Raw genomic sequence first — 25,668 nt, forward strand, 5'->3', positions numbered from 1 at the left:
ATAATAAAAGACAGATGACAAAGGACAAATGACAAATGACACTGAACAAAACATACCTTCCTCCTGGTAATTCCCTCAAACATGATTGGTACGTTATAGATGCCACCGATCAGCGTCTTGGCCGTTTGGCTAGCGAAATTGCGATGGTGCTGCGGGGGAAAAATAAACCTGAATATACGCCCCATATGGATACAGGCGACTTTGTAATTGTCATCAATGCAGAAAAAGTAGCTGTAACAGGCAAAAAACGTAGCCAAAAGCTGTATCGTCGTCATTCCGGTCGTCCCGGTGGCATGAAAACAGAAACTTTTGCCAAGCTACAAGCTCGCTTACCAGAACGGATTATTGAGCATGCTGTAAAAGGTATGCTGCCCAAAAATAGTCTAGGACGCCAGTTATTTACCAAGCTTAAAGTCTATGCTGGCCCAACTCACCCTCATCAAGCTCAAAAACCTCAAGAACTAAAAATTAGTACTATTCCAGGAGAACAAGATTAATGCAAGCAATAGATAATACTGGCGGTCGTGCCATGTACTGGGGTACTGGTCGTCGTAAGTCCGCCATAGCACGTGTACGCCTAATTCCAGGTAGCGGTCAGCTAAACGTCAATGGTAAACCTGGTGATTTGTATTTCCAGTTCAATCCCAATTACCTGGGAATTATTAAAGCTCCTCTAGAAACTCTGGGGCTGGAAAATGAATATGATATTTTGGTCAAAGCCGAAGGTGGCGGCTTAACCGGACAATCAGATGCAATTCGTCTGGGAGTAGCTCGCGCTCTTTGTCAACTCGATCCAGAAAACCGCTCGCCTTTGAAAACCGAAGGCTATCTTACCCGCGATCCACGGGCAAAAGAACGGAAAAAGTACGGTTTGCACAAAGCCCGCAAAGCACCTCAGTACTCCAAGCGTTAAGCAATTTTGGATTGTGTTTAGCTAGTGGCTAACTATTTGTTGCCATTAATTAGGCTCAAGGCTAAAAGTTATAATCGTAATAAAATCACAAACAAAAAAACAATGGCTAAACCTGGAATTCATCCTGAATGGTATCCAGAGGCTAAAGTTTACTGCAACGGTCAAGTTGTAATGACCGTAGGCTCAACAAAGCCAGAACTGCACGTAGATGTTTGGTCTGGAAACCACCCATTTTACACTGGTACTCAGAAGATAATTGACACCGAAGGTCGCGTTGAACGCTTCCGTCGTAAATACGGCATGACGAACGATCGAGCTTCTGGCGGCAAAAACAAAAAGTAGCGGGTTGGCAGCCTCATTTTACGACGACCCTGCATCTGCTGGGTCGCTTGTCATTAAGGCTTGAGCCAACTTGTTATTTTTTAAGGAGCGATCGCACTCGTTATGGCTGAACAGTATTTACTGGAGAAACTTAAATCTGTTGAACAAACTTTTAACGAATTGACTCGTCGTCTTGCCGATCCCGATACTGCCAAAAATCCAGATGAGTATCAGAAAGTGGCAAAGTCACGTTCTTCTTTGGAAGAAGTAGTCAACACCTATGAAATTTGGAAAACAGCTCAAGAAGAATTAGTAGGGGCGCGTCAAGTCCTCAAAGAATCTCAAGGCGATCCAGAACTGCAAGAAATGGCAGCGATGGAAGTTCAGGAATTAGAAGAAAAAATCGAAAATCTGGAAACTCGCCTGAAAATCTTATTATTACCGCGCGATCCAAATGATGATAAAAACATCATGTTGGAAATTCGTGCAGGTACTGGGGGTGATGAAGCTAGTATCTGGGCTGGCGATTTAGTCCGAATGTATTCCCGCTATGCCGATACTCAAGGTTGGCGAGTTAAGCTGGTGAGTGAATCTCTCGCCGAAATGGGTGGCTTCAAAGAAGCAATTTTGGAAATTCAGGGAGACAACGTTTACAGCAAGCTCAAATTTGAAGCGGGAGTCCATCGCGTACAGCGCGTACCAGTTACAGAAGCTGGAGGAAGGGTTCACACTTCTACTGCTACAGTGGCGATTATGCCAGAAGTAGATGACGTGGAAATTCATATTGACCCTAAAGATATTGAAATGACTACAGCTCGTTCTGGTGGTGCTGGTGGACAAAACGTCAACAAGGTGGAAACAGCAGTTGACTTGATGCACAAACCCACTGGAATTCGGATTTTCTGTACCGAAGAACGCAGCCAGTTGCAAAACAAAGAACGGGCGATGCAGATCTTGCGGGCAAAGTTGTATGAAATGAAGTTACGCGAACAACAAGAAGCAGTAACTTCCATGCGGCGATCGCAGGTTGGTACAGGAGCGCGTTCTGAAAAAATTCGCACCTACAACTATAAAGACAACCGGGTTACCGACCACCGCCTTGGTCAAAACTATTCGCTCAATACCATTCTAGAAGGGGATTTAGAGTCAGTTATTCAAGCTTGTATCTCTCAAGATCAGCAGGAACGTTTAGCAGAACTTGCTGCTTCTGGTGTATCTCAATAATAGACTCTTTTATTTCTTTGATTTTATTAGGTTGTAGACAACCGCTTGTTGTGCTTTTGCTTAAAGCATATTCAGGCGGTTTTTAATTTGTCCTGAAAATGATGAGAGAGCCAGAGGCTCTATTTCTCGTTACCAGGTTGAACCTGGTAACGAGGGTTTGTGGAGTTTGAATTTTTATCTACCCACGCCTATGTATTGGAAGCCAGCTCTCACCATTTTTTCAGGATCGAGGAAGTTACGACCATCAATCATGACAGGGTGACTCATCAATTTTGCCATCTGGGCATAGTCAAGATTGTTGAACTGCTGCCACTCGGTAACTAATACCAAAGCATCACAACCATCAGCAAGTCTTTCGGGATCGGTTTCTACTAATACACCTGTCAAACCATCACGCAAACCAGATTGGGACACAATCGGATCGTATGCCTTAACTTTGGCTCCTAGTCTGTTAAGTTGCTCAATGAGATTGAGTGCTGGAGCATCACGCATATCATCGGTGTCAGGCTTGAAGGTTAAACCAAGTAATCCAACTGTCTTTCCTTTGAGGATTTTCAATGCTTGTTGGAGCTTTTCCACAGCAATCAAGCGTTGGCGTTGGTTAACACAGACAGCAGATTTCAGTAGCTGTGCTTCATAACCGTAGTCATCGGCAGTGTGAATCAGTGCAGCCACATCTTTGGGGAAGCAGGAACCACCCCAGCCGATCCCAGCGTTTAAGAATTTGTTGCCAATTCGAGAGTCTAAACCGATACCTTTAGCTACCTGAGTAACATCCGCACCAACGCGATCGCAAATGTTGGCAACTTCATTAATAAAGCTAATCTTGGTTGCTAAAAAGGCGTTAGCAGCATATTTAATCATTTCTGCCGAACTCAGATCTGTTACCAACACGGGTACTGGTGGTAGAGACTGGTCTTGGGCATATTTACGCTCGACAATTGGAGCATATAGTTCTTGCATCATGGCAACAGCTCGAGAACTATTACCACCTAAAACAATGCGATCGGGATTGAAAGTATCGTAAACTGCCGAACCTTCACGTAAAAACTCTGGGTTGCTGACTACATCAAACTGAGCTGTAATTTCAGGCAGTTTTTCTTCAGTACGCCCACCGCCAACGGCTACTAAAGTTTTTTGCCGTTCGGCGATGCCATCTAGAACAATCATCCGCACCCAGTCACCTGAACCAATTGGTACCGTCGATTTATTGACGATCACTTTATAGCCACCGTTCAAATTGGCACCAATTCCACGGGCAACCGCTTCGACATAACGGGTATCACTTTCACCTGTGGGTAGTGGTGGTGTTCCTACAGCAATAAAGAGAATATCACCATGACTAACTCCTGCACCGAGATCGGTCGTAAATTCGATTTTCCCACCTTGAATAGCAGCTTGCATAATTTCCGAGAGTCCCGGTTCAAAAATCGGTGACTGCCCAGCCTTCATCAACTTTACTTTTTCTTCGTTGTTATCTACACAAATAACATCATGTCCGATGTGAGCCAAGCACGCACCCGTCACCAAGCCCACGTAACCAGTACCAATAACGCAAACACGCATTTTTCTCAATTCCTTGCTTTGTTGGGGTTAAGTTTTAAAAAGAAGTTTCCAGCAGTCTACAGCTAAAAGTTATGAGTTAGTTTAACTGTTGCATGAGTATTTTTAACTATTGATTTTTGAGGTTTGAGTGTTCATTATGCGATCGCGGAAATCTTCTACAGTCAGTTTTAACCCCTCTTGTAAAGGAACGGTAGGTTTCCAATTTAACCATGTTTTCGCTTTAGTAATATCGGGACGACGGCGGCGCGGATCGTCTGCTGGCAGTGGCTCATACTTAATTTGTGCATCTGGATTAATCAGGTTTTGCACAGCCTGAGCTAATTCGAGAATTGTGTATTCGTCAGGATTTCCTAAATTTACTGGCCCAATATATTCTCCATTCATCAGCCGTATCAGTCCATCCACAAGGTCTGATACATAGCAAAAGCTACGGGTTTGCGATCCATCACCATATACTGTCAGAGGAATACCTCGTAATGCTTGCACGACAAAGTTGCTTACTACCCGACCATCATTTTCTAGCATCCGAGGCCCGTAAGTGTTAAAAATGCGAGCAACTCTAATATCAACTTTATTTTGCCTGTAATAATCAAATGCCAATGTCTCAGCAATACGTTTGCCTTCGTCGTAGCATGAACGAAGTCCAATGGGATTGACACTACCTCTGTACTCTTCACTTTGGGGATGAACTTCTGGATCACCATAAACTTCACTAGTTGAAGCCAACAGGAAGCGAGCCTTAACACGCTTTGCTAACCCCAACATATTTAAGGTTCCCATCACGTTGGTTTTGACAGTTTTAACAGGGTTGTACTGGTAATGTACTGGAGATGCAGGACAAGCTAAATGGTAAATTTGATCGACCTCTAACCGAATTGGTTCAGTAATATCATGGCGGATTAACTCAAAATAAGGATGATCCAACCATTTCAAAATATTTCGCTTATGACCCGTATAAAAATTGTCTAAGCAAATTATTTCATGTCCGTCATTGATTAGTCGGTCGATCAGATGGGAACCAATAAAGCCGGCACCGCCCGTCACCAAAATTCTCATAGTTTCCTTGGTAGTTGCAGATATTTTTAGCCAGAACTAGGACTTGTGCTTAGATTCACCACTAAAGGTATAAAAAACAGCATATGTATTATTATTGAGATAACTAGATATTAGTCAATATTAGTCAATAATTTTTCTTAGACAAGTTTTGTTGTTTATACGTAATTTTTCAATAATTAAACAATTATTTAAGAAAGTTATCAAATATCTTTTGCAAATATTAAGATTTACATAAATTTTTACTCAATCTTTAAAAAGATTAAAATTCTTCAATCAATCTTTTTAATTTGAATAAATAATAATGTTAATTCTCAACATTTTGCTACTAATCAATTTACCAATCACAGTTTCACACATATCGACGAAATTTTGTACGAGTAAAAATTTCTAAAATTTCTAGAAATCTTTGCGGCTAGGAAAATTCCTAATACTTTTCTCGTGAAATCACTCAAAAGCTTAAGCTAGTGGAGACGTAGTTCAGTAATTAACAAATTAGCTCTAAAGCCATCTATCTACCGTCTTTTAAACAACTGCTGTAGAGTTAGATATACCTGTTAATAAAGCTGTAGATGAACTGTGTTGTGGTTCTCCAAGCATGACAATAGAGCAGGTCAGTTGACTAGCTAACTGAGTTGTAACATCACTAATAGCTAATCCACCCGGACTAGTACGATTACGTACAAAAGGCAGTACAACTAAATCATATAATCGTGCTGCTTGCAAAATTGCTTGGGCAACATTTTCATGAGCGATGATTTGAATTTCTGGTGGATTAGGCAAAGTTAATTTTGACACCAGTAAAGACAGTTGCGATCGCCTCCATGATATTTTGCTAGAACTAGTACGGCGATCACACACATTTAACACAGTCACTTGTGCTTGATTTGCTTCTGCCAGAATTTGAGCAAATTGTACGGGTTGTAATGTTGGTGCGATGATATTTTCCACTGGCACTAAGATACGCTGTATTTTTTTTGGTGAGTCCACCAGACGTGTGACTGCGACTGGACAGTGAGATGCCCAAAGAACGCCATCAATGACGTTACCGAATAACCGCGCTCTTAACCCAGTGCGTTTACCCCAACCCATAACAATTAAATTCGCCTTGTGTTCGCGTGCTGCTCTGCTAATTCCTTGTGCAAAAGCATCATCGATCCGTAATAGTGGCTCTGCTTTTACACCCAAGACTCGACTTAGTGCTGTAGCTTTTGTGAGTAATTTTTCACTCTTTTGCAAAGACGTTTCTAATTGGGGTGCATCCATGTGAGCTGCGGCAGTGGCAATAGCTAAAGGCATAATTCTGCCATTAGCTTGATATGCTAATAATGCCGCCATCTCAATTAAGTACTGCTGTGTCTGGGGATTGTAAACTGGTACGATAATAGTAAAGGGGTTTTTGTCTATTTTTTCAGAATCATTTTCGGGTAGTACTAGTGCAGGTTGTTGTTGAGTTGGTGAAGAAGGCAAACTAACAGCAAACTGACTAGTCATGAATGGCCCTAAAGTTGATGTAACCACCATGAGTATAATGGCGCTGTCTAAGACCATTTCTGATAGCAACCCACTCTGATACCCTACTAAAGTTGCAGCCAATGTCACGCCAACCTGAGGCAGTGACAGCGACCACATAGTTAACATTTCTTGCCAGTTGTAGTGGTAAATCAGTTTTGTCAGTAAAGCCGCGATAAATTTACTAGCTATTAAACCCACAACAACTAAAACAGTTAACTCAAGTGTAGCGATGCTATTAATCAAGCTGGGCAGGTGAATGAGCAAGCCAAGGTAAACAAAGAAAATAGGAATGAACAGCACGCTACCAGCAAAGACTAATTTTTCTTTAATCGGCCCTTCACCGACAACTTCATTTACAGCTAAACCTGCTAAAAATGCTCCAAAAATTCTTTCTACCCCAAATAATTGCGCACTTATGACTGCGAAAAACACAGAAAGCAGCACGAACAAAAACTGATTGCCCTCATCTTCTCCCGATCGCCGCAAAAATTCTTTACCTGCCCAATTACAACCAACTAAAACGATGAATGTGTAAATAGCTAATGAATTCAGTGAAGGAATGATCTGCCAAAAGTCCAGGTTTTTGGTATTAACTGCTAAACATAAAGCTAATACCAGTAATGCACCTAGATTAGTAAAAACAGTAGCTCTAACGACTACACTAACTGCCTCGTTGTTGATTACTCCAAGACGATTAATTAAGGGATATGCCAAAAGAGTGTAGGAAGCTAGAGTAGAGCCAATTATGGTCGCAGCAATCCAGTCAAACTCAAAGCTCCGGCCAATTAAAATGCCTACCACCAAAGGTACACCAAAAGTCAAGCTACTAAAACCTAAAGCTTGCCATTTCTGCTGATGGCGAAATTGCTCTAGGTTAATTTCTAAACCTGCTACAAACATTAAGTAGATTAATCCAATATTTGCTAACAGGTTTAATATTGGTGAATTGATATGAAATATATGCCATCCAGAAGGGCCAAAAACTACCCCTGATAACACTAAACCTACTAATCCCGGTATTCGTAGCCGCTCAAACAGAATTGGTACAACTAAAATAACCAATAAGAGAATGGCAAAGGGAATAATGGGTTCTTGGACAAAAACACGGGTACTAGGTTCAATAATCAGAACTTGTGATATCAGTTCCATAGGTAGGGCTTGGAGGGTTAACAGTGAGGCTGCGATTCTCTAAATGCTGGTTTAATTCCAAAATTTTACTTACACTAACGAACATCCACGAGCAAGCAACTACCTATGGGTGGATTTGACTCAAAATAAACCGTAAGCGATCGTAGTCATCTTTGAGCAACACACTTAGAGTTCTTCCAGCTTTTGTTAGCCATTGTCGATCAGCTTTACGCAACTGATATACCTCGCGAATAGCTGCTGCTGTCAAAGACTCTACTGGTGCACTGTTAACACAAAGTAGTGTCCGTAAAAAATCAAACTCTTCAGTGAATTTCACGATCGCTTCTGGTTCGCAGCGATAAACTGGTTGATGGATTTGTGGAGGGCGAGGGGGTAGATATTGGTACATCCTATTATTCAAACCTTGAGTCCCAGAAGCCGTTTTAAACCCCACAATGACTGCACGAAACTCAGTTTTGAGCATAGCAAAAATTTGGGGTTGTTCCTCTCGCAACTCCTGCAAAGATAACCCCAGAGCGACTGGTCGGTGTACGGAATCTACGGGCATAGTGGTTGCATAATGCACTACAGCATACACTTGATTGCCAGACTCTTCATCTACAGAATAAACCCAACTACCGAAGGGAGGCATGGGAGGAAAGCTTAAATCTTCTGGTTCCAAGCACTGGGCTAAAAATTCACAAGTAGAAGTTTCGATCACCTCTGCAAAGTGGTTAGGATGGCGATCGCCTCTATCAAATTGTGGTAGGGGGAGGCGCATAGTAGTTATGGATCATTAGTCACTAGTCATTGGTCATTAGTCATTAGCAAAGAACAAATGACAAATGACAAGTGACAAAGAACTAATTTATTTTGCTTTTTTACGTCCTGCTGTGGTTTCTACAACTTCTAGTTCCGAAAGGCGAAAGGAAACTAGTTTGTCCCAGTTACCACCTTCAAACAGTACGGCAACCTTGCCATCACTAACCCGTTGCACGAGTCCTTCATAACGATAATAGATATCTGTCGGATTTTTGACGCGAACAGTTGCTCCTGGCAGGATCATAATGTGTACCTTCTAGCGTTCCTGTTAATAGCTTAATACTTGTGACTAGTGATTTGTCATTGGTAATTTGTGCTTTGTTGCTTGTCAATTATCAATGATCATGACTGTTGACTATGACCAATACTTCTGTTTTTGTCGAAAGTTCGCCACCGATTCTACTACTCCCAAGGCAATGAAATTTGTCAACATCGCAGAACGCCCATAACTCATCCAAGGAAGAGGAATGCCTGCTACTGGGGCTAAACCTACATTCATACCAATGTTAACTATCATCTGGAATACAATCATAGATAAGACACCAATAGCTAACAGTGAGCCAAAGTTGTCTTTAGCAGTTTGGGCAATATGCAATAGGCGCAGACAAAGTAAGCCAAAGACCAGTAAAACGAGTAAACACCCAATAAAACCAAATTCTTCACCGACAGCAGAGAAAATAAAATCTGTATGCTGTTCAGGAACAAAATTTAACTGAGTCATTGGGCCTTTAAAAAGTCCCCATCCCCACCACTCACCAGCACCAATAGCAATCCGAGATTGGATTTGGTGATAGGCAGAACCGAGGGGATCGGCATTGGGGTTGATAAATGACGTGAGTCGGTCTTTTTGATAATCTTTGAGTAAATACTTCCAAGCAAAAAGTCCTAATTCTCCACCCAACATATTTAAACCCCATGCCCCAATGGTGCCAAGACCAAATCGCCGCCAGGGGAGAGTCCACCAACCAACAATGCCCATAGCGATTGACCAAACTAACCCCAAAGGACCGAAAGTTAGGTCTTGTGAGAAAGCGATCGCAAATGGCCAAGGTATGCTAAATAAAATTGCAGCAACAATTGGAGAAATCAGCAATATTAACCAGCCGGGATTAGCATTTGCCCAATACAACATCCCCAAGACGATCGCCCCAAATACTAGTGAAGTTGCTAAGTCTGGCTGCAAAAAGACTAATCCCCAAGGAACAGCAGTGATTGCTAAAGCCCGGAAAACACTATCAAGGCTAGAAGCTGTGCGCTTGTGTAATAAAGCTGCGAGGGTGATAATTATCCCGATTTTGGCAAATTCTGAGGGTTGAACGTTAAAACCGAAGAAGCCAATCCACCTTTGTGCGCCTTTAGCACTATGACCGATCAGCATGACTGCAATTAGGCTGATGTTGATCAGAGTGTAGGTAACCCAGTGCCATCGCAGCATATTTTCATAACGGATGCGGGCTAAAATGAGCGCGATCGCACAACCAATTCCACCAATCAGCCAGTGCCACCACCAATCAGTGAGTCCTTGATTTAATTCCGTACTGCGGATCATGATACCGCCAAATATGGTTAAGCTGATTGGCAAACAAAATAACAACCAGTCTACTTGTTGCCAAGGTTTTAACCAGTATTTCCAACGTAGCTGGGGAAGCCAGGAACGTGACCTTTTTAACAACATTAGATAATTTTAGACTTTAGCTTTTAGATTTTAAATTTATTGATTAGGGACTGGGTACTGGGTATCGGGGATTGGGTACTCGGTACTAGGTACTGGGAAAGAAATTCTTCCTAGTCCCCAGTCACCTGTCCCTAGTCCTTATTCCCTATGCCAAAGCTGCAACCGATACTTTGCCTGCGATTGTTTGAGCGATCGCTTTAAAAGCTTTAGCGCTGGCTGAACTTGGATCGGCTACAACTATTGGTACACCATTGTCACCACCAATTCTGGTGGAAATTTCTAATGGTATACATCCTAACAAAGGTACTCCCAACTCGGTTGCTGTTTTAGAGCCACCACCGGAACCAAAAATGTCATACTGCTTATCCGGCAGATCTGGGGGAATAAAATAACTCATGTTTTCTATTATTCCTAAGACGGAAACATTCATCTGTTGGAACATCCGTAAGCCCTTGCGAGAATCTAACAAAGCTACGGTTTGGGGTGTAGTTACAATTACAGCCCCCGCCATTGGCACCGCTTGTGTCAATGTTAACTGAGCATCCCCCGTTCCTGGTGGCATATCTACTATCAAATAATCTAATTCTCCCCATTCCACTTGGTAGAGAAACTGACGAATTACCCCGTTTAGCATCGGCCCTCGCCATATCACTGGCTGATCGCGGTCAATCAAAAAGCCCATTGATACTAATTTGACACCATGATTAAAAGCAGGTTCAAGTACTTCTCCTTTTTCCGAGGAGCGTACTACTATCTGGGCATCAGCTAGTCCTAACATTGTGGGATCGTTGGGGCCATAAATATCGGCGTCAAGCAAACCCACCTTTGCTCCTGTTTGAGCCAGAGCAACGGCAACATTTACAGCCACCGTACTTTTACCGACACCACCTTTGCCACTGGAAATAGCAATGATATTTTTAACACCAGGAACACCATTACGATCAGGTAAACTTTTTTGCTGGGGTGTCTCTGCTGTAACTTCTATCGATACATCCGTAACGCCTGGTAACTTTTTAACAGCCTTTTGACAGTCTTCAACAATAAATTCACGTAAAGGGCAGGCGGGTGTAGTCAACACCAAGGTGAAGCTGACCTTACCTTCTGTGATTTTAATGTTGCGAATCATGTTCATGTCTACCAGACTTTTGCGGAGTTCTGGGTCTTGTACCGGTCGCAACACTTCTAAGACCGAGCGAGAATCGAGGACATCATTCATAATGTTTTTTACCCTTGCTTTTTACCCTGACTGCCGCAATTTTTTTTAATAAACAGCAATGATTATCTACTTGGATTTTATCTTTTAGGGGTATTAGGGACTAGGGACAGGTGACTGGGGACTAGAAAGAATTTCTTTCCCAGTACCTAGTACTCAATCCCTAATTCTAAAAATCAAAACAACCATCCTTAAGAGGTTTACTTTTACCTGAAACTGTTGACAGAGTATTTTCTTCAACAGCTTGGATTAATGCTTTGGCCACGCGATCAGCATAAGGACGAGACAAAGACCAAATTAAGGGTGATAACCAACCACGTAATGTTACAGAATATGACAAACAAGTACCGCAAACTGTAGACTCTATTGTGTAAGTAACCCGTTCTTCGACACCAGGAATCGCTAACACTCTCACGCTCAATAACTCTTGGTGATTAACGCGCTCGACAAAAATCCGGATGGGAATTGGTGACCAACGTGTTACAGCCTGGTAAATCAATCCAGGTTTGGGTACCAGTCCGTAAGGAACGTTAGTACTTTTTAGTAATGGATGCCAAGACACATCAGCCAAGTTAACTAGCTTTTGCCATAGTTCATCAACAGAAGCAGAACTAATCTCACGATAAGTTCGCACCAAAGAAGCGCAAAACCGACGACGTTTGCGGTGGATGAATTTGGACAACCAAGCTCGCATCTTCCTAATCCTCCTCGCTACACGCTTTTTGGTAACTCTGGCATGGTCGGCACTTTGACTGATGTACAGCAAGTCTGGATTTGATACAAAGGCAGCTGCTGTTTAAAGCTTTTAATATAGTTATTAAATTTTACTTTTTGTTAGCTTCGTCAACATTCTGATGTCGTAGATGACAACCCTGCAACAGAGACCATTTTTGATAAAAACATTAATCAGTGTCTGATATTATTCCTATCTACTGCCCAATTGCACAAGTGCTAATAGACTAATTTGCTGGAAGTTGAACATTCATAGCAAAAAATTTACATAAAGAAAAGAAGTTGAAAAAAAATCAATCAGTGTACAAGCCTACACGCATTTGAGGGAAAATAACTCTAGTCATGTGCTTGACTTCAAGACAAAGCAAGCTGGGTAACTTTAACTGGTTTGTTTACTCCTGTTGCCTTTTATTTTCAGTGAAAATTTTTCTTGCTTTTTGGAAATTGTAATTTAGGTTATTGATTTTATGGTGACTAACTCCCAAAGCCCAACTTTGTCAACAGAGTCGTTGACTTCTTTGCCGCCGACTGATGCTAAAGCTAGAGTCAGTCAGTTTATGAAAAATTTACAAGACGAAATTACGCAAGCTTTAGAAAAATTGGACGGAGTGGCTCAGTTTCAAGAAGACTCTTGGGAGCGTCCGGAGGGAGGTGGTGGGCGATCGCGCGTTCTGCGTGAAGGCGCAATATTTGAACAAGCTGGTGTAAATTTTTCTGAAGTTTGGGGTTCCCATTTGCCGCCCTCTATTTTGACCCAACGCCCAGAGGCAGCAGGACACAAGTTTTATGCCACAGGTACTTCACTGGTACTGCATCCCCGTAATCCCTATGTGCCTACTGTTCACTTGAATTATCGTTACTTTGAGGCGGGGCCTGTATGGTGGTTTGGCGGTGGTGCGGATCTGACTCCCTATTATCCTTTCGCTGAAGATGCAGCCCATTTCCACACCACACTGAAGCAGGCTTGTGATGCCCATCACCCAGAGTATTACCCGGTATTTAAACGCTGGTGTGATGAATATTTTTATTTAAAGCATCGCGGCGAAACACGGGGTGTTGGTGGTCTGTTTTTTGATTACCAAGACGGTCGAGGCACTTTATATCGTGGCCCAAATCCTGATGGTGAAGCAGCTAAATACAGTAACCAAATAGGAGCAATTACACCACGCGGTTGGGAAGATTTGTTTGCCTTTGCGCAAAGCTGTGGTGGAGCCTTTTTAAGCGCCTACGTACCCATCGTAGAACGGCGGCATAAGATTGAATATGGCGATCGCCAACGAAATTTTCAACTATATCGCCGGGGCAGGTACGTAGAATTTAACTTGGTTTATGACCGAGGTACAATTTTTGGCTTGCAAACTAACGGACGTACAGAATCAATTTTGATGTCCCTACCTCCTCTTGTACGCTGGGAATATGGGTATTATCCCGAACCTGGTACTCATGAAGCTGAATTGTATGAAACTTTTCTCAAACCACAAGATTGGGTAAACTGGGTACCAAATCACGCTTAAAAAGTGTGATTTAAGCTACCTATTTAAATATCCAGCAATTAGGTGACATTTATCTGTGTTGCTTGTTAATCTCTAACTACAGAATCAATTAATCCTGTGTAAGAAGTAAAACAAGTAACCTAGTGCTGGATAGATTACAGTTTAAAATTCAGCAATTTTGCCTTTTGTCTTTCAATAGTAAAGATGAATGGCAATAAGGACGTTAGTAGGTGAGGCAGCGCTTTGCGGTGGATGGATTTCCCGGTATAAGCAAAGTGGCGAATCTGGAGGAAGGTTCCCCGGAGGCGGAGCTTCTCTGGCTCCGCTCCGTTGTAGCGACTGCCGTGCGGGTTTGTTGAGATATTTCGTTATCCTAGAAAGTTCAAACCCGCCCGTACAGGGATTAGTAGTTGGTAGTAAACAGAACTCCCAGCGACTAACATCTAACGATGATCAACTTCAAATTAGTTGAGCTTAAAGATGCCAAGAGGAGGTTAAGTGATTCATATCGAACAAAAAACTTATACAAGCCAAGACGGCAACAGCGTTATTGTCCTAGCGCCAATAGGTCGTTTGGACATAACTACAGCTTGGCAATTTCGCTTGAAATTGCAAGAGTGTATTTCTAAACTGAGCAGTCACATAGTTGTAAATCTTAGTCAAGTCAACTTTATCGACAGTTCTGGTCTTACCTCCTTGGTGGCAGGAATGCGTGATGCTGATAAAGTCAACGGTAGTTTTCGGATCAGCAATGTCCATCCAGAAGCCAAATTGGTGTTTGAGGTAACAATGATGGACACAGTCTTTGAAATCTTTGAAACAGAGGAGGAAGCTCTAGAGGGTGTACCTCGTAGTATTGCCAGCTAAATCAAATTTTAATCTTAAAAGTGAAGAGTCCAAAAAAAAGACACTTCATAATTCATAATTCATAATTCAGTACTGTTCTCGCTTAGTGTAGCGATAAGGGCCCAAAATCGCTCCCCACATTGCCCCACCAGTAGTAGGATCAATTCCTTTGTCATATGTTGTGAGTTCTTTGTCAGTAACTTCAAATCCTAAGGCAACTTGTATTGTTTTACCAGCATAATTAAAGCAACAAGTAGCCCCGGAAGGAGGGCTAGCAACAAACTTGTAGCGATCGCTAGCTTGTATTTGTGCAGTCACGTTGAGAATGCAACCAGGCAGCAAATCTAATTGTTCAGGTGTAAGATTGTGAAGTAACGAAGGGTTCTGACCAGCACCACGTAAAGCTAATGGGTCTTTTGGCATATAGTATTGGACTTTCAACACTGCATTAGGTTCGTTAGCTTCCGTCAGTCGCATGATTCTCTGACGATAGGGTTGATCTAAATTAAGAATGTTGGCTTGTTCAGCAAACAGAGTCAGACTGTCTTCAGAAAATAAAGGTATAGACCTTTGCCACAGACGCAGGTGAACATACCAAGTAGGCTCGGCAAGAGCTTGTTGTTGATTTTCAAATTCACCAGCCAAATAATTCGCGAGAGTTAGCAACTCTGGTGAGAAATTCATAGATTATTAACACAATCACACAATATTATAAATTTTGCCTACTTGTGTAAGGAAGGGGGTTACAGCCCTTGATAGATGATTTTTTAGTAAGATTGGCGTGATCAACAAAGAGCTAAACTTGGCAAAGTTGCCTGGAAGCGAGAAAATAAACATACGTCGCCCTAGAAGTTTAAAAATTCTCTTTGTGAACAACGTCCGTACTTTATCTGATACAAAGCGAGCTTTCCACACCTTACACACCCGTCCGATCAACACTATTTATCGGCGGGTTGTAGAAGAATTGATGGTGGAAATGCACCTGCTCCAGGTTAATGTTGACTTCCACTACAACCCAATTTATGCCTTGGGCGTCGTCACCTCCTTTGACCGTTTTATGCAAGGCTATCAACCAGAATTAGATAAGGAGTCGATTTTTAACGCCCTGGTACGATCTGTAGAGGCAGATCCGCAATTATATAGGCAAGATGCCCAACGCTTGCAAAATTTGGCAACAAGTCTGTCAAGCCAAGATTTAATAGCGTGGTTGAGCCAACAAAATCAACTTGATCACGATGCTGATTTTCAAGCATCGCTGCAAGCGATCGCCAGCAATGCCAATTTTAAATACAGTCGCTTATTCGCGATCGGTTTATTCTCATTACTAGAACTGTCAGAGCCAGAAATGGTCAAAGACGAAAAAAAACGTACTGAGGCAATCAAAACCATTGCTGCTGGCTTGCATTTATCTGATGACAAACTTAATAAAGATTTGGAACTTTACCTTTCCAATCTAGATAAAATGACCCAAGCACTGGTAGTCATGGCAGATTTGCTCTCAGCCGATCGCAAAAAACGCGAACAGCGTACTCAACAATCAGGTACTACAGCTACTCCCCCAACCTCTAACGAATAGTCATAAGCGCCCTTTGCGGGTGCTTATTTCTTATTCAAAATCATTAAAAAGACGCGCAGTTTAACGCGTCTGTAAATCGTTAGATTCTCTACACGATAATTTTCTGATCACCTTTGCGGAGTAGGATTGGTAGTTCTCGGTGCTATGGGCTGTTGGGGAACACTACCAGGGTTAATAGGAGTAACGCCTGTTCCTATGGGCGGTTGACCGGGTACAGTTGGAAAAGGATTTAGACCAGGATTAGAAGGTTGGTAGAGGTTAGGGTTACTCTGAGGATTAACTGGGAACGGAGGAGTAATGGGTGAGGGAGAATTCTTAGGTTGTTCTGAAGAACCTGGGATAATACCTAAAGATACGCGATTGCCCCCAACTTGCCGCAGCAAATCTAATAATTCAATCACATCGTTATAAGTTGCGGAACGGGAAGCATATAGCACCACTGTGCCTGTAGGATTGGCTTGGAGATACTTACTTAAAATTTCTCCCAACTGCTCCCGTCTAACTGGTTGTTTCTCTACATAAGTTTGTCCAACGGCGTCAATAGTCACGGGTAAAATTTGTCGCTGTGGCTTTAGCTCGGTTGCCGTTGATGAACTAGCTCTGGGCAAATCAACATTAATTGCCTGCTGCCGGGTGAGTTGTAAAGATGCCAAAAGAAAAAACGTGAGTATACAAAAAATAACATCAATTAAGGGAATAAGTTGAACTTGAGCTTCTTCAATGGGAGTGTGCAGGTTAATTTTCATTGTCTTGCTTGCAAGCCAGGAGATAATTTTAACTAATTGTTAAGAATCAGAAGCATTGGTTTCTGGATTTTCGGGAGATTGAGAAAACTTGTTTTGTCCTAAGTTGCGTGGGGGCGGAGGAGGAATGAAGTTTTCTCGTGGAGTATCTCGGACAATAGTCTGAGGGATGACTATGTCTGATTTACTATTACTCAGATCAGGCGCTGATTGTAGGTAAAGTATTTCTAAATCATTACCTGCCTTACGAAATACCTTGACTTGATTAACGACAAGAGCTTGAAATAGTCTATAGAAAATCAAGCTAACAATAGCAACACCCAAGCCAACAGCTGTACTGTAGAGAGATTCTCCAATCCCGGTAGTAACTCCTGCTGTGGCTTCTGTGCCTAAATCTCCAATCCGAATAGATTCCAAAGAACCGATCAAACCCCAAACAGTACCAAATAATCCCAGCAAAGGGGCGACAGCAATTACAAGTTCCAAAACTTTTTCGCCGCGTCGCATCTGAGCCAATTCCGTTTCTGCGGTTGACTCTAGCGCTAATCGGAAAAGTTCCATATCGCTTTTCGGTTGGCTTAAGGGAGCATATAAAAACCTGCCTATGGGCTGATCTGTTGCCCGTCTAGCAATCTCTGTTGCCAACCCCCAATTTTTTTCACCAGCTGCATTTAAAACACGAGCAACAATTTCCTTTTCCTGATTTAAAATTCGCAACCAGAACCAAAGACGTTCTAGAATCACACTTAAGGACAAAATTGAGAAAAAAAGCAACGGCCAGATTACTGGCCCAACTTTACGAAAAATATCTAATATATCCACTGTTTTTGGTTTCCTCCGTCCATTGCTGGAGCAACTATCCCCAAGCATTTTAATACTTAGAGATGAATACATAACTTCTATACTTGTTTAAATTTTATGGAAAAGGATAGGGTTACAGAAAATCGGTAGCATCTTCCAGACATAATAGGGCGGTTATTCCCACAGGAAGTTTAGAGCATCATTTGCCAGAATTATAAATAACTAGAGGTGATGGTCATGAAAGTTCCGCTCCAATCTGTTTATAACTGGTATCGTGGTTTAATTCGCAATCCTAAGTACCGTTGGTGGGTGATTTTAGGAACGCTATTATATTTTGTTAGCCCAATTGATATAGTCCCAGACATTTTACCGATTGTGGGACAAATCGATGATGTTTTTCTTTTAACACTATTGATGACGGAAGTATCTGGGTTAGTAATTGAAGGATTTAAAGCGCGTAAAGGTAAAGTAGAAGCTCAAGTTGCTGATACTACTGAGGATTCTACTTCTGCTAGCGATACTATTGATGTTGATGCTGTTTCTGTCAAGTAGTGGCGATCGCGAAATAAAGCGAAATAAAATTTAACAACCCCCTTCTATTGTCTTCACAAGTACACTGTTTCAGAAGGGGGATATTTTTTGGAATTTGGTCATTAGTCATTTGTCAATAGTCATTAGTTATTAAACTTTGAATGATAAATTGTAAATTATTTTATACTAGCTACATTTAATTACTTATGACTAAGCGCCAAATAGTTGCACTATTACCTGCGGGAGGGCAAGCAAAACGAATTTCTCCCTTACCACTGAGCAAAGAACTATACCCGGTAGGTTTTCAAAATTTTGGTCAAAAATCTAACTGGAGGCCGAAGGTAGTTTGTCACTATCTACTGGAAAAAATGCAGTTGGCAGGCATTGATAAAGCATATTTTATACTGCGTCCAGGAAAGTGGGATATCCCAGCTTATTTTGGGGATGGCACAATGCTTTCGATGAGCTTGGGCTATCTAATTATGGGTTTGCCTTATGGTGTTCCATTTACTTTGGATCAAGCTTATCCCTTTGTGCAAGATGCAGTCATAGCATTGGGTTTTCCCGATATTTTGTTTCAGCCAGAGGATGCTTATGTGCGGATACTGGCACGCTTGGAGGCAAGTAAAGCAGATGTAGTTTTAGGGTTATTCCCAACCGATCAACCCCAGAAAGCAGGGATGGTTGAATTTGACGATACAGGCAAAGTTCACCTGATTGTTGAAAAACCCCCTCAGTCAGATTTGCGTTATATGTGGGGTATTGCCGTTTGGACACCAGCTTTTACCCAGTTTTTGCACGAGTATCTGATTCCGCTCAAAGCCGCTCCTGATGTTTCAGTGCTACCAGAAGTACCGATTGGAGATGTAATTCAAGCTGCGATTAAACAGGGTTTTCATGTAGAAGCGGAAGCGTTTGCGGATGGTACTTACTTGGATATTGGCACGCCGAATGATTTGGTAAGGGCTGTGCAGCAGTTGAGTAGTAATATTTAAACGCAGAGGGGCGCAAAGGAAAACGCAGAGGGACGCAGAGTTAAAGGTTATTAACTACGCGTTTTATTCCTTCTCTGAGATGGAGAACGTTAAAGTTAATCATGAGACCAAGTTTACAGTTGGCTAGTTTAAGGTAAGTTAGAAGTTGAACGGAATGAATGGGTTTTAAGGATTCTACAGATTTAATTTCTACGATGACTTTATTTTCTACTTTCAAATCCAATCGATACACACAATCTAACTGTACTGATTCGTAAACTAAAGGTAAAGGAATTTGTTTACCAACATTCAATCCTGTTTTCTTTAGTTCATAATACAAACACTCTTCGTAAGCTGACTCTAACAAACCTGCTCCTAAAACCGTATGCACTCTCATCGCACAACCAATAATTGCCCCGCTCAACTCATTTTCTGTCATTGCTCTTGAATTTGTGCGTCTTAAAAATTAACTAATCTTAATTTGCCCAAAATTTGCATAGGTTATATCCTCTGAAAGAAAATTCTCAAATACAGAAGAATGTCACTAAACTCCGCGAACCTCTGCGCTTCCCTCTGCGCTCCTTTGCGTTTAAAGGTCTTTCTCAAATTCCGTCAAGAATCGGAACGCCTTGACAACATAACTAGCGCACTCTCTAGGAGAAGTATTGTAGAACGATCGCCATGCACTAGCTTTATCTTCGTCGTAGCGATCGCCTCTTTGGGGATGTCCGTCTAACCATGCTAATCTCACGGCATGACCGATTAATACATCCAAGACTATATATTCTTCGATTTGCAAACTTGGGTTGTTGGAAGCGATCGCTGCTAATTCCATCAAAGTTTCAATATTAACTTGTCGGTATTCTGGAGCCTCAATTTTATTTAACAGATGTTCTACTTGCAGGGCAAAGTTCTTTTCTCCCGCCGTCATCTCGGAGATCATCACCTCACTATCCAAGCGGTTGCGGCGCTCTAGTTTATCGCCAATTACCAAGCCTTTACAATGATGCATCAACAGCCAAACTTGCTGAAAAAAGTCTTTTGGCACGCGCCCTGTTGCTCCCTCGGCTTGGCGAAAGCGTCGCCAACCACCTAGCGGCATTTCTATATCTTCAACAACTAATGGTTGCAACACCCATGCAATATCACTTTCTTTTTGTTTGACGTGCAATGACTCTTGCTGACGCAGTAATTTACTCATGCCTGCATATTCAGCTAATACCTGACGCAACCGTGTTTTTACTTCCAAGGGAGAAAGTTGCATGAGTGTTTCGTAGGCTTCATCTTGAGTAACTTTCAACTCCTGTGCTAATTCGCTGGTAATTAACAAAATTAGGTAGCCGACTCGCAGTGTTAGTAGTCCTTGAAACAGTTCTGGTTCTGATTTAATTAAGGTACTCAGATAAATCAGAATTTCTTGGGTGAGAACGCGATCGCGTATATCTTCCCGACAAAAATGATTGATTTTCTCGACAATTTCGCTGTGAGATAAAGGTACGGTAATCAGGGAGTCTTCGCTGTAAGCTTTACCAACTGCTATTTGCTTTCCCCGCACAACAATACTTGTCACTACATCCGATAAGGCTGTGTATGCCATCTGCCGCAAACCCGCAGCCCGACGCACAACTGCCCAAATCCCTATTTCGGCAGCTTTGGTGTAGACTTCATCAAGTAAATCACCGACTGTAACGGAATGTAAAGGCCCACCAAAACCAGTGTTAAACTCCAGCCCTTGCAAACGAGTTAGTGTCTGCAATAATTCTATTTGTTCGTAAATATTTTCCGAAGAGCGCAAAGAACTCAAGAGTAAATTCAAGTTAGTTTCGCATTCTACCTGAAATTCTTGGGTATGTCTAAGCAGCCAGTTTTTTTCTGGATGAAAGGCAAGATAAGCACAACGGGGTTTTGCATTTTTGACAGAAGACTGCGAGAATTCAAACTCTGGCAAGAAATCAATTCGTTCAATGGCAGCAGTGAGCATCTGCTGATTTACCCGTCCCAATTTTACCCGCACACCGTTACACACTCCATCTTTGAGTTCCTGCATCAGATTAAGTAATGCTTCGGAACCTGTTTCTAGCATTGTGTGTGTCAACATTAAAGTGAGGATAGGACGCCCTAAATCACTCCAATATTTTTGAATGTAGGCGAGTTCGCTTTTGAATTGGGCGACGAGAAAATGGTAATCGAGGGTTAAGTAGAACTGTTGAGAGTCTAAAAGCGAGGGCAAAAATACTACAGTTTCGTTACCGATGCGAAAAATTCTGGATGTTGTTAAACTTCGGGGACGACGAGGTGGACGTCCTGTTAAACCGAGTTTATCACTTCGTCCAATTTGGGAATAAATGGCAATAAAGTCATCGGGTTGGCGAACTTGAATCGGTTCTACTTGCTTGGGTGTTTGGGTTTCGATGCCGTGAACTTCTAGTATGAGTTGTAAATCTTCATCTTCTGCTAGTAAGGCAATTTGTACTAAAGGTTCTCGGTGTATGTCCATGCGTAAGTGCCGCCCTAAGGAATCGATATCGCCAACGGCGATTAATTTTTCACTTAGCATTTGACTGAGATAATACAAACTCTGCGCCCATACTAAGGGAATGTTTTCGTTGGGCAGGCGTGGTTGAGTATGGGGTGCTTGCTTTTCTGCTTCTATGTATTCAGCCGGAACATAATAAAGTTCTGGCAACAAAGGCAAGCCATCTCGTTCGACAACTAAAGATTCTAAACGCTGTTGATAATATTCGGTTTGTTCTTTGTCACCGCGAAATATTCCATCAAGTACCAAATAGGTGAAAAATAAAGGCCATTCACACTCAATATTTTCAAATTGTTTGAGTTCCCAAGGTTCGTAGTGGAGGCGCTTGGTGTCTTCTAAAACGGTTTGATGCCCGTCGCGCAAAAAACGCTTGCAGCCGTATTTGCCTTCAAGTTTAGTGATAATGTCATTGCGGGTGCGATCGCGCAATTGCACATCCTCAACTGCAAACGCCGGAAAACTAATCACGCTCAATAGTGCCGCGTCAATTTCTTTAGAAGCAGATTCTCTAGGTAATAAGGATTCTAGAGTGATTCTGGCACGAGCAATTTCATCGGGTAACACGTGAATTACCGATGCATGACTACCGCGCACACCAAATAAATCCAGTCCATTAATTGCTTCTAAAGCAGCTTTTGCCATGCCTATGGAACTGGCGTTTAGTTCTGCACTTCCATGATTGATTTTGTTACCCCGCTCCCAAATTCCGTAATCTGGAGTGCGATAAGCTCTTCCGATGTAGTAAACCAAATTTTGGATGAAGTTTACTTCATCAAGGGTGTAAATTATGTGCAATCCGGATGAGGTCATTTGTGCCAACATCAGTAAATATATTGATGTAGCATCAAGTTGCAAATGCCCCCATTCTCCATCACCGACAACGATATCCCCAGTTGTGGTGTTGTACTTGGCGTGTAATGCATCCAAGGGTGATTGGGTGTGTTTAAATCGCTCTACTTTGTGCGCTTGTCGCATCATTGCGAACAGCAAGCCCCGCATCAGTTTAACAATACTGTGCTCTAACTCGTAAGTTCGTCCTTTGTCTTCATCCACCTTGCGGTATGCTAGCGCCAATCCCCAAACTGCCAAAATGCTGTAAACGTTATCACGCACCCAAGCATCTGTGTAATCACCGTGGGCTGTAATTGCTGTACTGGCAGGTAGCAAACCAGTAATTGGATTTTGACGCGCCAAGATGATTGTCTTTATTTGCTGATAATAAAACTCTAAACGAGCTTGTAATTGGGAGGCGGTTTTCATGATTTAACTCGAAAGCGGATTGCGGAATTTTAGCCCGTAGCTATGAAGTGAATGATGTAAGGCAAAGTTAGAACTAGTTTTGTAATCGTTAATTACATAGCAGTTTAGGTTAGGGGTGAGTTTCTTATTATCTCGTGTTCATGGCTATATTGTTAATCATTGCTTGCTAGCACCTCATTACTTTCGTAAATCTATTCAAATTATCCTATTGTTTTTGTATATTTTTTTACTTTTTAATTTATATCGCTATTCATGATTGATACAAATAGTAACTTTTTAAAAGTACAAGATAAACCACAAATTATTCAGCGCATTTTAAGCACTCAAAACTTAAATATAAATCAAAGATAAACCAGGAGAATTATTATGTCTTTGCGTTACAATCACAATCAATCACCGTTGATAAAACTTGTATACTCTCGAATTAAAGTAAATGGCAAAACTGAGTTAGTACCACTAGAATTATATGCCGATGGTACGCTTAATAAGGTTATCGGCTAATTAGAGTAATAATTTGCAAGTGATAATTTTTAATTCTGAATGTATTTATTGTCCTGATTGCTTATTTATAATAAAAAATAATTTTGTAGTCGCTGTTCGTTAATGTTTGCTGCAAAATCAAGTTTAGCCATGAGATGGCGCAAATTTTTTCTTGGCGCACGGACGCGAATTTTAGTTTGGTTAGTTGTTCTGATTTCTCTTTCAACGGTTATTTCTATCTTTGCGATTCGGCAAATTTTGTTTACACAGTTGTTGCAAAGAGTACAACGATCGCTTGAGCAAGAAGTCGAAGAGATTCAACGACTAGTAAATGGACGCAACCCCGCGACAGGAGAACCATTTGGCGATAATGTGGCGGCAATTTTTGATGTATTTATGTCCCGCAGCGTGCCTGAAGATGATGAATTCTTTATTACATTGTTGAATGGTGAAGTCTATCAAACTAGTCCCATTGCCTTACCAAGTGCATTGAGTACAGACACCAATTTACTGCGATCGCTAGGTCAAGTTGAGCGCCTTACATACGGTCAAGTATCTATAGGTAGAGAAACGATTTTATATTTAGCTCATCCGATTAAAAAATCGAGAACAGAGCAGAGTGTGTTTGTGGTGGCGAATTCTTTGAGCAATCAAAAAAGAGAAATTGATCGAGCTGTATTGGTAGCAGCTCAGGTAATAGTTAGTATACTGCTAATCGCGCTGATTTTAGCATGGATTGCGATTGGACGGGTGCTATCTCCCTTGGAGTTATTGACAGATACTGCGCGTTCAATTAAAGATTTTGATCAGTCGCTAGATCGTCGGATTCCAATCAAAGGGGTAGATGAGATTGCTGAGTTAAGCGCTATGTTTAACGAAATGCTGGATCGATTACAAGCTTCATTTGCCAGTCAGCGTGAATTTATTAATGATGCCAGTCATGAGCTGCAAACCCCGATTACGGTAATTCGCGGCAATTTGGAAGTACTGGGGCAATCATTAGCAGAACACTATGAAACTCTAGATTTAATTCACGACGAACTAAATCGCATGAGCCGATTAGTCAATGATTTGTTGTTTCTTGCCAGAGCAGAACGACCGGATTTTTTGAACTTAGAATTATTAGATCTAAGGAAACTCACGCAAGAATTATTTGCTAAAGCAACAGCCCTGGCTTCACGAAATTGGCAGCTTGCGACAGTCGCCTCCATTCGGATTGTAGCAGACAGGCAACGCATTACTCAGGCGGTGATGAATTTGGTACAAAATGCTGTGGAACACACGAATGTTGATGATGTCATTGAAATTGGTTCACAGTTAGTTGGAGATGGAGTATGTTTTTGGGTAAAGGACACTGGAATTGGTATTACTCCAGCCGATCAAGTGCGAATTTTCCAACGTTTTGCCCGTGCAACCACTAGCCGTCGTAAATCAAAAGGGGCTGGTTTGGGTTTGTCGATTGTGAAGACGATCGCACAAGCACATGGGGGACAAATAACAGTCACTAGTGAACTTGGCAAAGGCTCGCGATTTAGTCTCATTCTTCCCCTCGATCCACCGCAAGATACGCTCGCTCGATGACTCGAATTTTGATTGCAGAAGATGAACCGCGAATAGCTGCTTTTTTACAGAAAGGCTTACAAGCTCATGGCTTTACCACCACTGTCGCAGATGATGGAGTGAAGGCAGCTTATTTGGCTCGAAGTGATGATTTTGAACTGTTGATTCTCGATTTGGGTTTACCAGCCAAGCATGGAACACTGGTGATTCAAGAGTTGCGAGGGCGTGGAGAATCTCTGCCCATTATTATTCTCACCGTCATTCAAGATATTAAAGATAAGGTTAAAGCCTTGGAAGCCGGGGCAGATGATTACTTAACCAAGCCTTTTTCGTTGGAGGAGCTAATTGCTCGTATCCGTGTACAACTGCGGCATCAGCGATCACCACGCACATCAGAAAAAACTGTGTTAAGAGCAGGAGATTTAGTCCTCGATCTGCGGCAGCGCAAGGTTCAATTTAAGGAAAAACCCATCGAGCTATCCACCCGTGAGTTTACGCTACTAGAGATACTGGCGCGTCAACCCGGGCAAGTGTGGACACGAGAAGACTTATTAGATCAGGTGTGGGGCTACGACTACGATCCCACTTCCAATATCGTTGATGTGTATGTGGGCTATTTGAGGAAAAAAATAGGACGGGGATTAATTAAAACTGTTAGAGGCATGGGCTATCGGCTGCAAGTGTAATACCAATTTTGGATTGTGGA

26 protein-coding genes are annotated in these 25,668 nt (G+C 41.9%); 13 read left to right on the forward strand and 13 right to left on the reverse strand.

What is annotated here, in order from left to right; genetic code table 11:
* Positions 1 to 41: 41 nt before the first annotated feature.
* The 4 genes from rplM (at position 42) to prfA (ending at position 2,458) form a co-directional block, all read left to right on the forward strand.
* The gene (rplM, locus tag QUB80_RS16070; RefSeq protein ID WP_289790663.1) at positions 42 to 497 is read left to right on the forward strand and encodes a 50S ribosomal protein L13; all 456 of its coding nucleotides are present in this window, start codon (positions 42 to 44) and stop codon (positions 495 to 497) included.
* Positions 497 to 913 carry a 30S ribosomal protein S9 gene (gene rpsI, locus QUB80_RS16075; RefSeq protein ID WP_289790516.1) on the forward strand — a complete coding sequence of 139 codons (417 nt, stop codon included), beginning with the start codon at positions 497 to 499 and terminating at the stop codon, positions 911 to 913. The genes rplM and rpsI overlap by 1 nt, the downstream gene beginning before the upstream one ends.
* Before the next feature lie 102 nt (positions 914 to 1,015).
* Entirely contained in the window at positions 1,016 to 1,255 is a 240-nt protein-coding gene (gene rpmE / locus QUB80_RS16080; protein WP_016877833.1) for a 50S ribosomal protein L31, read from the forward strand.
* 102 nt (positions 1,256 to 1,357) lie between these two features.
* On the forward strand, positions 1,358 to 2,458 hold the full coding sequence (gene prfA, locus QUB80_RS16085) for a peptide chain release factor 1 (RefSeq protein WP_289790517.1): 1,101 nt from the start codon (positions 1,358 to 1,360) through the stop codon (positions 2,456 to 2,458).
* 174 nt (positions 2,459 to 2,632) lie between these two features.
* Here the strand turns inward: prfA and QUB80_RS16090 are convergent, their stop codons facing one another.
* The 8 genes from QUB80_RS16090 to QUB80_RS16125 form a co-directional block, all read right to left on the reverse strand.
* Positions 2,633 to 4,024, reverse strand: a complete 1,392-nt coding sequence (locus QUB80_RS16090; protein ID WP_289790518.1) for a UDP-glucose dehydrogenase family protein — start codon at positions 4,022 to 4,024, stop codon at positions 2,633 to 2,635.
* A 102-nt stretch (positions 4,025 to 4,126) separates the two neighbouring features.
* Entirely contained in the window at positions 4,127 to 5,080 is a 954-nt protein-coding gene (locus QUB80_RS16095) for a UDP-glucuronic acid decarboxylase family protein (protein ID WP_289790519.1), read from the reverse strand.
* A gap of 522 nt (positions 5,081 to 5,602) precedes the next feature.
* Positions 5,603 to 7,741 carry a cation:proton antiporter domain-containing protein gene (locus QUB80_RS16100; RefSeq protein ID WP_289790520.1) on the reverse strand — a complete coding sequence of 713 codons (2,139 nt, stop codon included), beginning with the start codon at positions 7,739 to 7,741 and terminating at the stop codon, positions 5,603 to 5,605.
* A 103-nt stretch (positions 7,742 to 7,844) separates the two neighbouring features.
* On the reverse strand, positions 7,845 to 8,501 hold the full coding sequence (locus QUB80_RS16105) for an HAS-barrel domain-containing protein (RefSeq protein ID WP_289790521.1): 657 nt from the start codon (positions 8,499 to 8,501) through the stop codon (positions 7,845 to 7,847).
* Between the two features lie 87 nt (positions 8,502 to 8,588).
* The gene (locus QUB80_RS16110; protein ID WP_289790522.1) at positions 8,589 to 8,786 is read right to left on the reverse strand and encodes an NAD(P)H dehydrogenase subunit NdhS; all 198 of its coding nucleotides are present in this window, start codon (positions 8,784 to 8,786) and stop codon (positions 8,589 to 8,591) included.
* A gap of 111 nt (positions 8,787 to 8,897) precedes the next feature.
* Positions 8,898 to 10,217, reverse strand: coding sequence for a rod shape-determining protein RodA (rodA, locus tag QUB80_RS16115; protein WP_289790523.1), 1,320 nt, complete (start codon positions 10,215 to 10,217; stop codon positions 8,898 to 8,900).
* A 145-nt stretch (positions 10,218 to 10,362) separates the two neighbouring features.
* Entirely contained in the window at positions 10,363 to 11,433 is a 1,071-nt protein-coding gene (locus tag QUB80_RS16120) for an Mrp/NBP35 family ATP-binding protein (protein WP_289790524.1), read from the reverse strand.
* A 166-nt stretch (positions 11,434 to 11,599) separates the two neighbouring features.
* The gene (locus QUB80_RS16125; protein WP_289790525.1) at positions 11,600 to 12,124 is read right to left on the reverse strand and encodes an SRPBCC family protein; all 525 of its coding nucleotides are present in this window, start codon (positions 12,122 to 12,124) and stop codon (positions 11,600 to 11,602) included.
* 505 nt (positions 12,125 to 12,629) lie between these two features.
* Between QUB80_RS16125 and hemF the strand changes: the two genes are divergently transcribed.
* From hemF to QUB80_RS16140, 3 genes are all read left to right on the forward strand, one after another.
* Positions 12,630 to 13,676, forward strand: a complete 1,047-nt coding sequence (gene hemF, locus QUB80_RS16130; protein WP_289790526.1) for an oxygen-dependent coproporphyrinogen oxidase — start codon at positions 12,630 to 12,632, stop codon at positions 13,674 to 13,676.
* 187 nt (positions 13,677 to 13,863) lie between these two features.
* Complete coding sequence (locus tag QUB80_RS16135) at positions 13,864 to 14,127, forward strand: hypothetical protein (protein WP_289790527.1); 264 nt, start codon at positions 13,864 to 13,866, stop codon at positions 14,125 to 14,127.
* A gap of 26 nt (positions 14,128 to 14,153) precedes the next feature.
* Positions 14,154 to 14,522 carry an STAS domain-containing protein gene (locus QUB80_RS16140; RefSeq protein WP_289790528.1) on the forward strand — a complete coding sequence of 123 codons (369 nt, stop codon included), beginning with the start codon at positions 14,154 to 14,156 and terminating at the stop codon, positions 14,520 to 14,522.
* 66 nt (positions 14,523 to 14,588) lie between these two features.
* Here the strand turns inward: QUB80_RS16140 and QUB80_RS16145 are convergent, their stop codons facing one another.
* Positions 14,589 to 15,185 (reverse strand): chromophore lyase CpcT/CpeT, encoded by a 597-nt coding sequence (locus QUB80_RS16145; protein ID WP_289790529.1) that lies wholly within the window; start codon positions 15,183 to 15,185, stop codon positions 14,589 to 14,591.
* Positions 15,186 to 15,369: 184 nt separating this feature from the next.
* Here QUB80_RS16145 and psb29 point away from each other — a divergent pair, with 184 nt between their 5' ends.
* Entirely contained in the window at positions 15,370 to 16,077 is a 708-nt protein-coding gene (psb29, locus tag QUB80_RS16150; RefSeq protein WP_289790664.1) for a photosystem II biogenesis protein Psp29, read from the forward strand.
* A 107-nt stretch (positions 16,078 to 16,184) separates the two neighbouring features.
* Here the strand turns inward: psb29 and QUB80_RS16155 are convergent, their stop codons facing one another.
* Positions 16,185 to 16,823: an ExbD/TolR family protein gene (locus QUB80_RS16155; protein ID WP_289790530.1), complete on the reverse strand. Its 639-nt coding sequence runs from the start codon at positions 16,821 to 16,823 to the stop codon at positions 16,185 to 16,187.
* A 39-nt stretch (positions 16,824 to 16,862) separates the two neighbouring features.
* Positions 16,863 to 17,642, reverse strand: a complete 780-nt coding sequence (locus QUB80_RS16160) for a MotA/TolQ/ExbB proton channel family protein (protein WP_289790531.1) — start codon at positions 17,640 to 17,642, stop codon at positions 16,863 to 16,865.
* A 216-nt stretch (positions 17,643 to 17,858) separates the two neighbouring features.
* Between QUB80_RS16160 and QUB80_RS16165 the strand changes: the two genes are divergently transcribed.
* Complete coding sequence (locus QUB80_RS16165; protein WP_289790532.1) at positions 17,859 to 18,173, forward strand: YkvA family protein; 315 nt, start codon at positions 17,859 to 17,861, stop codon at positions 18,171 to 18,173.
* Between the two features lie 185 nt (positions 18,174 to 18,358).
* Positions 18,359 to 19,147: a nucleotidyltransferase family protein gene (locus QUB80_RS16170; RefSeq protein WP_289790533.1), complete on the forward strand. Its 789-nt coding sequence runs from the start codon at positions 18,359 to 18,361 to the stop codon at positions 19,145 to 19,147.
* 40 nt (positions 19,148 to 19,187) lie between these two features.
* Here the strand turns inward: QUB80_RS16170 and QUB80_RS16175 are convergent, their stop codons facing one another.
* Both QUB80_RS16175 and QUB80_RS16180 read right to left on the reverse strand, forming a co-directional pair.
* Positions 19,188 to 19,565, reverse strand: a complete 378-nt coding sequence (locus tag QUB80_RS16175; protein WP_289790534.1) for a GxxExxY protein — start codon at positions 19,563 to 19,565, stop codon at positions 19,188 to 19,190.
* A 150-nt stretch (positions 19,566 to 19,715) separates the two neighbouring features.
* On the reverse strand, positions 19,716 to 22,922 hold the full coding sequence (locus tag QUB80_RS16180) for a phosphorylase b kinase regulatory subunit alpha/beta (RefSeq protein WP_289790535.1): 3,207 nt from the start codon (positions 22,920 to 22,922) through the stop codon (positions 19,716 to 19,718).
* A 366-nt stretch (positions 22,923 to 23,288) separates the two neighbouring features.
* Between QUB80_RS16180 and QUB80_RS16185 the strand changes: the two genes are divergently transcribed.
* The 3 genes from QUB80_RS16185 (at position 23,289) to QUB80_RS16195 (ending at position 25,648) form a co-directional block, all read left to right on the forward strand.
* On the forward strand, positions 23,289 to 23,423 hold the full coding sequence (locus QUB80_RS16185) for a hypothetical protein (RefSeq protein ID WP_289790536.1): 135 nt from the start codon (positions 23,289 to 23,291) through the stop codon (positions 23,421 to 23,423).
* A 129-nt stretch (positions 23,424 to 23,552) separates the two neighbouring features.
* A complete protein-coding gene (locus QUB80_RS16190; protein WP_289790537.1) occupies positions 23,553 to 24,983 on the forward strand; it encodes a sensor histidine kinase in 1,431 nt (476 codons plus the stop codon).
* Positions 24,980 to 25,648 (forward strand): response regulator transcription factor, encoded by a 669-nt coding sequence (locus QUB80_RS16195; RefSeq protein WP_289790538.1) that lies wholly within the window; start codon positions 24,980 to 24,982, stop codon positions 25,646 to 25,648. Before QUB80_RS16190 ends, QUB80_RS16195 begins: the two co-directional genes overlap by 4 nt.
* The last annotated feature ends 20 nt before the right edge of the window (positions 25,649 to 25,668 follow it).

This window comes from Chlorogloeopsis sp. ULAP01 (assembly GCF_030381805.1).
Taxonomy (GTDB): domain Bacteria; phylum Cyanobacteriota; class Cyanobacteriia; order Cyanobacteriales; family Nostocaceae; genus Chlorogloeopsis.